The 6,711-nt window shown below is 65.9% G+C and carries 5 protein-coding genes and 1 pseudogene; all 6 read left to right on the forward strand.

The genetic code is table 11. The features are described from left to right. The first annotated feature begins 196 nt into the window (after positions 1-196). The 6 genes and pseudogenes from NE591_RS11665 to NE591_RS11690 all read left to right on the forward strand — a co-directional run bounded on the left by NE591_RS11665 (position 197) and on the right by NE591_RS11690 (position 6,417). On the forward strand, positions 197-1,966 hold the full coding sequence (locus NE591_RS11665; RefSeq protein WP_223900358.1) for an FAD-binding protein: 1,770 nt from the start codon (positions 197-199) through the stop codon (positions 1,964-1,966). Between the two features lie 183 nt (positions 1,967-2,149). After that, a pseudogene (locus NE591_RS11670) lies at positions 2,150-2,329 on the forward strand (MerR family transcriptional regulator); the annotation flags it as partial. A 626-nt stretch (positions 2,330-2,955) separates the two neighbouring features. Beyond that, a complete protein-coding gene (locus NE591_RS11675; RefSeq protein WP_223900357.1) occupies positions 2,956-3,540 on the forward strand; it encodes an MFS transporter in 585 nt (194 codons plus the stop codon). Positions 3,541-3,697: 157 nt separating this feature from the next. Next, entirely contained in the window at positions 3,698-5,269 is a 1,572-nt protein-coding gene (locus NE591_RS11680) for a C69 family dipeptidase (RefSeq protein WP_256156714.1), read from the forward strand. A 266-nt stretch (positions 5,270-5,535) separates the two neighbouring features. Then, positions 5,536-5,973 carry a LytTR family DNA-binding domain-containing protein gene (locus NE591_RS11685; RefSeq protein WP_114539250.1) on the forward strand — a complete coding sequence of 146 codons (438 nt, stop codon included), beginning with the start codon at positions 5,536-5,538 and terminating at the stop codon, positions 5,971-5,973. 12 nt (positions 5,974-5,985) lie between these two features. Continuing rightward, complete coding sequence (locus NE591_RS11690) at positions 5,986-6,417, forward strand: hypothetical protein (RefSeq protein WP_114549142.1); 432 nt, start codon at positions 5,986-5,988, stop codon at positions 6,415-6,417. Positions 6,418-6,711: the final 294 nt, after the last annotated feature.

Here is a 6,711-nt window from a genome sequence, read left to right on the forward strand (position 1 = left end):
TCTCTCGATTCATTGTACCTGCCGCGCCCGATATAACAACTCACGTGAAAGAGGGGATGGTCTTGACCAGGAGAAACGGAAAAATCACGGAGTAGCACGATGGCGGATGGCACCGGAAAGGCGCACACTGGGCTTGCGCTCGGCCCCCGAATCGGATGCGCCGCGCAAAGCAAAGAAGAGAAGGAAGGGATCCATCATGACCATCGAGACATCGTTCAGCCGCCGTCACTTCATCACCGGCACGCTCGCCGCGAGCGCCGCTGCGGCCCTGGGACTGGCCGGCTGCGCGCCGCAGGGAACGCCTACGGCCGCAACGGGCGGCGACGAGCCGGCGGCAGGCGCCGCCGCGGGCAATGCGCCTGCCGAAAGCGCCCCCGCCTCCGACGTTCCCGCCTGGCTGGGAGAAGCGCCCGCCATCACCGACGCCGACTGCGCCGAGACCGTCGACTGCGAGGTGCTCGTCATCGGCGCCGGCTGCTCGGGCCTCGTGGCTGCGAACTTCGCCGCCATGGAGGGAGCCAAGACCCTGCTCATCGAGAAGTTCGACAAGGGAACGGGCCTGCGCGGCTCGGCCATCGGCGCCGTGGGCTCGCGCAAGCAGCAGGAAGCCGGCGTCAACATCGACCCGCAGGAGATCTGCAACGATCTGGTGCACTACTCCCTGAACAACGCCAGCATGGATTTGTACCAGCTGTGGGCCGCGCATTCCGCCGAGGCCGTGAACTGGTACTGCGATCTGACCGACGGCGTGGATCAGTGCAAGATCGATCTGGAGTGGAGCATGCCCGCCGAAGAGACGCGCTACAAGTGCTGGCCCACGGGCCACGGCGCCATGCTGGACAACGGCAAGGCCGGCAAGGACGAGGCCAGCGGCGAGGGCGTCACCTACGCCCAGGTGGAAGCCAACTTCCTGGCGCAGCCCAACGCCGAGCTGCGCTACCTGACGAGCCTCGAATGCCTCATCAAGGAGGGCGATAAGGTGGTGGGCGCCTACGCCTCCACCGACGAGGGCGCCACGTTCCTGCGCATCAATGCCGCGAAGGGCGTCATCGTGGCCACCGGCGGCTATGCGAACAACCCCGACATGTACATGGCGCTGCAGGCCGAGAACGCCAAGGGACTGTGCGGCGTGGTGCCCTTCGGCAACTTCAACGCCCAGGGCCAGGGCATCAAGGCGTGCCTGTGGGCCGGCGCGGTGAAGGATGAGAACCCCACCTCCATGGTGTTCGACCGCGGCATCATGCGTCCCGACCAGCTGCCCGGCGCCCCCTTCGACATGGACTTCGGCTACTTCCATATGGCCACCCAGCCCTTCCTGAAGGTGGATATCGAGGGCGAGCGCATCACCAACGAGTCGTCGCCCTACGACTTCCTCATCCATGCCCTGGCGCGCAAGTCCAGCCAGCGCGCCTGGTTCGACATCTGGGATTCCAACTGGCCCACCGACATCCAGCGCTTCCACACCATCGGCTGCTCGGGCCTCATCAAGGGCGAGGGCACCAACCAGATGGATCCCGAGGGCGTTGAGGGCACGGCCGCCATCATCGATGCTTTGGTGGAAGAGGGCAAGATCGTGAAGGCCGACACCCTGGAGGAGATCGCCGACGCCTTCGGCATCAACAAGGAGACCTTCCTGGCCACCGTGGAGCAGTACAACGGCTTCTACGATGCGCAGAACGACACCCAGTACGGCAAGGAGCCCTTCCGTCTGTCGGAGATTCGCACGGCGCCTTTCTACGCCTGCAAGTTGTCGGGCATGGCGCTTGCCACCCTGGACGGCATCAAGATCAACACGAAGTTCCAGGCGCTCGACGAGAACAACGCCCCCATTGAGGGCCTCTACGTCATCGGCAACGACTCGGGCAACTACTACAACGGCACCTACCCGAACCTGGCCGCCGGCCTGAACGCGGGCCGCTGCGTCACCTTCGGCATGCTCTGCGGCCGCCAGGTGGCCAACCTGTAAGCTCGCCCTTCGCCATCTCGCGCGTTTCTCGGCAAAAAACCTCCGAGCCCTCCCTCTTGGCGGCGCCTCTCTCCGGGGCGCCGCTTTTCCTTTCCAAGGACAGGCGCCCGAAGAGCCATTACAATGGAGGCGTCTAATGAAACGTGAACGACCGCAAGGGGGAAATCGGTGCGCAGCAACGAAGTGGCGAAATTGGCGGGCGTGACCGTACGCACGCTGCGGCACTACCACCAGCTGGGGCTTCTGTCCGAGCCGCCGCGGCAGGCCAACGGGTACCGCGACTACTCCCCCGCCGACGTGGCCCGCGTGCTGCGCATCAAGCGCCTGGCCGGCCTGGGCTTTCCCCTCTCGCGCATCGGAGATGTTCTGGACGAGATGGACGCCGAGGGGAACGCGACATCCGCGAGCGCCTTGGACGAGCTCGACCGCGAACTGGCCTTGGAGATCGAGCACCTGCAAGAGCAGCGGCGCACCATCGCCGAGCTGCGCGCGGAGCACCTCGACCCCGACCTGCCCGTGCGCTTCGCCCGCATCCTGCGCATGCTCTCCGGCGTGGACACCCTCGCCGACGCGCGGGCCGCCGACCGCACCGCCCTCATCGTCGCCGGGCACCTGTACGACGACGAGGCGCTCGGCGAGCTCGAGCGCGTGGTGGAACGCATTTCAAGCGAGAACCTCGTGGAAGCCATGGAAGAGCTCGGTCGCAGGCTGGACGCTCTTACGCCCGATGCCCCCGAGCGGGAGCGGGCGGCCCTCGCCGAGGATTCCCTCGCGGCACTCGCCCCCGTCATCGCCTGCTTCGACACCGCCAACTGGCTGCGGCCCCCAACCGACCGCGAGCAGTTCCTGGACGAGATCGCCTTCGCGGACTACAACGAGGCCCAGCAGGACGTGTACGGGCGCATCGAACGCGGCATCGAGGCCGTCATGGCCGAGCGGGCGCAAAGGGAGAAGGCGGCCGCCGCCCCTTCACAATTCTGCGCTCGTCCATGCTCATCAGTTTCGGCGTGGTCATGGTCATGGGCTCCTTCCAAGGCCTCGTCCTGCCGGTGCACTTCACTGCCGCGAACAGCCCCGAGCTGCTCGGCTACGTGCTGTCGGCCATGTCCGCCGGCATGCTCGCCAGCTCGCTCGGCTACGCGGCGCTCGCCCACAAGCTGCGTCGCCGCACCTGGTACATCCTGTCGCTCACCGGCATGGCCTTGGGAATCTTGGGGCTGGGCCTTCTGCCGTCGCTCCCGCTGCTCATCGCGAGCGCGCTCATGCTGGGTCTTTCGGCCGGCCCCATCTCGGCCCTGCTCGGCTTCTTCATCTTCGACCGCATTCCCGCCGAAAATCGAGGAAGCGCCCTCGGCACGCAGAATTCGCTCACCCTGGCCGCCGCGCCCGTGGCCGTCTTCGCCACCTCGCTCGTCGTGGAGGGCGCCGGGGTGTCCGTGGCCGCCCTGGCCCTCGCCGGCTGCTGGATGCTCATCACCGTGTGGGCCCTCAACACCCACAGCCTGAAGTACCTGGACGACAAGGAGAGCCATCCCGACCCCATTCCCTTCGTTCCCGACGCCGAGCGCATCTAGCACCTCGCATCGCCCGAAAGCCAGCAGCACGACCAGCCGGCTTTCGGCGTCGCAGCCATCTGGCAACGGTCTCCGAACAAGTTGCCCGCGAGCTGCGGGCGGGCGTTTTGCAGGGCCACCATGAGATCAGGAACTATCCCTCAACCAAGGAGACACCATGGCTTGCACAACGCTTCTCGTGGGCCGCCGCGCCACCAACGACGGCTCCACCATCGTCGCCCGCAACGAGGACGGCGAGGACTTCTCGTTCGATCCGAAAAAGATGATCGTGGTCATGCCGGAAGATCAGCCGCGCACCTACACGGGAGTAGCCAGCCACCTGACCATCGAGCTGCCCGACAACCCCCTGCGCTACACCTGCACGCCCAACGCCGACCCGACCAACGGCGTGTGGGCCGAAACCGGCATCAACGCGGCGAACGTGTCCATGTCGGCCACCGAGACCATCTCGGCCAATGCCCGCGTGCTCGGCGCCGACCCGCTCGTCACCTACCAGCCCGCTGTGGGAAAGCCCGGCGACGCCAACTACAAGCCCGAGGTGCCCGGCGGCATCGGCGAGGAGAACCTGCCCACCATCACGCTGCCCTACATCAAAAGCGCCCGCGAGGGCGTTCGTCGCCTCGGCATGCTCGTGGAGAAGTACGGCACCTACGAGACCAACGGCGTGGCCTTCGGCGACGCGGACGAGGTCTGGTACTGGGAGAACATCGGCGGCCACCATTGGATCGCACGGCGCGTGCCCGACGACTGCTACGTGGTGCAGCCCAACCGCCAAGGCATCGATCACTTCGATTTGGCCGACGCGCTGGGCGATCAGCACGACTACATGTGCAGCGCCGATCTGGCCCAGTGGATCCGCGAGAACGATCTGCTCATGGACATGCCCGCCCACGAGGACGATGCCGGCGAGACCGTCGAAGGGCTGCCGCGCTACTTCAACGCCCGCATCGCGTTTTCCACCTACACCTGGCTCGACCAGCTGTACAACGCCCCGCGCAAGTGGTACCTGTGCAGCCGCCTGACGCCCTCCGACCCGCGCTTTGCCGGGCCCGCGCCCGAATTCGGCCCCGAGAGTCTCGACATCCCCTGGGCCATGCGCCCCGACAAGAAGCTGTCGGCGTCGGATGTGAAGGACCTGCTCGCCACCACCTACGACGGCACCGAGTACGATCCCTACGGCACCAAGGGCACGCCAGAGACGCGCCACCAGTACCGCTACGTCGGCATCGACCGCACCTCCGAGTGCTCCATCCTGTGCATTCGCCCGAACGCACCCAAGGCGCTGCGCGGCGTGCACTGGTTCGCCCCGGCGTCGGGCCCCTTCAACACCGCCGTGGCCCTGTACGCGAACGTGAAGGAGCTCCCCGCCTACCTGGACACCCCCACGGAAGTGACCACCGACAGCCTCTACTGGAACAACCGCCTGGTGGCCGGTCTTTCCGATCCGCAATTCTTCGAGAGCTACGAGGCCATCCAGGGCTATCGGCTGAACACCATGGCCCAGGGCTACCAGTCGCTGCACGAGACCGACGCCGCGCTTGAGAAGCTCGCCGCCGAGGGCAAGGCGAACCTGGACGATATGGACGACCCGACGGTGATCGCCGAGCTCGAGCGCGCGAATCAGGCGCTCGTCGATAGCGTGCAAACGCAGACCCGCGCTCTGCTCGGCACCGTGCTCGACCAACGCACGGTCACGATGAAGAACGCCTTCAACATGAACGACCACTGAGAGCGCGCCGTTGCGCCCCCGAGCGCAACGCCAATGCCTGATTGGGGCCGGCCCCGGCGCCTCGCCATTCGCTGGCGACGCCGAGGCCGGCCTTTTCGCATTCACGGTTCTTTCGCATTCACGACCCTTTTCGCATTCACGCCCCACTCGCTCCCCTCTCCCTGCAACACAGGGCTCTTCTCGTGCAAGTGAAGCGGCGCCCCCTTGCCGTCGCTGCCTCGTCGAGGCACACTAGCGCTACGGACAGGAGACGGAAAGGAGCGCCCGTGAAGCTGACCGTGGAAGAGCGGCCCGACTTAGAAGAGGCGGAGGTCACCATCCGCTGCCCGGCCATCGACCGGCGGGTGCGGGCCATCATGGCGACCGCGAACGCAGTGGATTGCCGGCTTCTCGGCACCGACGGCACAGGCACGTTCATCGTGGAACCGTCGGAAGTGCTGTACGCGGAAACCGTCGACGGCCGCACCTTCCTCTACGGCCGCGACCGCGTGCTGGAGAGCCCGCTGCGCCTCTACGAGCTGGAAGAGGCCCTCGCCGGCACCGAGTTCGTGCGGGCCTCGAAATCTCTCATCGTGAACTTCGACCACGTGCGGGCGCTTCGCCCCTACCTGAACGCCCGGCTGGAGCTGGTACTCGATAACGGCGAATCCGTCATCGCCTCGCGCCAGTACGCCCCGGCCATCAAGCAGAAGATCGGGCTGTAGAAAGGATTCGCCATGAGAAACATCGTCAAGAGCGCCTTTGTCCGCGCCTGCATCACCTTCACCGTCGCCATGGCCCTCTGGTGCACAGCCGGCCTCATCTTCGCCGGGCCCGTCGAGGGCATCGTCATCACGCTCTCGCTGCTCGCCGCCGCCTTGGCCCTGTGCGCCCTGCAGGCATTCTGGTTTACCGAGGCGGTCATCGGGCGATTGAGCTACCCCGCACGCATCGCCGGGTTCGGCCTGACGGGCCTTCCGGCGCTCGTCCTGTGCGCCGCGCTCGGCGGTTGGTTCCCCCTGGACAACATCGGCGCCTGGGTCAGCTTCGTTGCCATCTACCTGGTCACCCTGGCCGCCATCACCGCCGGCTACACTATCTACTACCGTCGCACCGCCGGCAGCTTCGACGCCGCCCTCGCCCGCTACCGCGAAGGCCGGAAAGAGTAGGCCATCGCGACGAGAAGCGATTACGTCGGTCCTCGTCCGCGCTTTCCCCGCCCGGAAGGCCGAGTGCGCCGATTTAGTAGGAAATCTGCACTTATCAGCGTCTGGAAGGCTCCTACAGTCAATTATTATATTGTTCTACGTTAATTTCGACGGCTTTTTTCAATCCAGGGGGGGTGCGGACTCCAAGTTGGACACCCAGGTGTCCGGAAGGGAGTTCGAATGTACGACAAGAGGGCCAAGCAGGATGCGCTGGATCTGTGGTTCTCGATGCCCGGCGAGATGTCCGTGGATGAC

The organism is Adlercreutzia sp. DFI.6.23 (assembly GCF_024462535.1).
GTDB lineage: Bacteria > Actinomycetota > Coriobacteriia > Coriobacteriales > Eggerthellaceae > Adlercreutzia > Adlercreutzia rubneri.

Coding starts and splice junctions, on each gene's coding strand:
- NE591_RS11665 (WP_223900358.1), top strand. CDS start 197: ATGACCATCGAGACATCGTTCAGCCGCCGTCACTTCATCACCGGCACG.
- NE591_RS11675 (WP_223900357.1), top strand. CDS start 2,956: ATGCTCATCAGTTTCGGCGTGGTCATGGTCATGGGCTCCTTCCAAGGC.
- NE591_RS11680 (WP_256156714.1), top strand. CDS start 3,698: ATGGCTTGCACAACGCTTCTCGTGGGCCGCCGCGCCACCAACGACGGC.
- NE591_RS11690 (WP_114549142.1), top strand. CDS start 5,986: ATGAGAAACATCGTCAAGAGCGCCTTTGTCCGCGCCTGCATCACCTTC.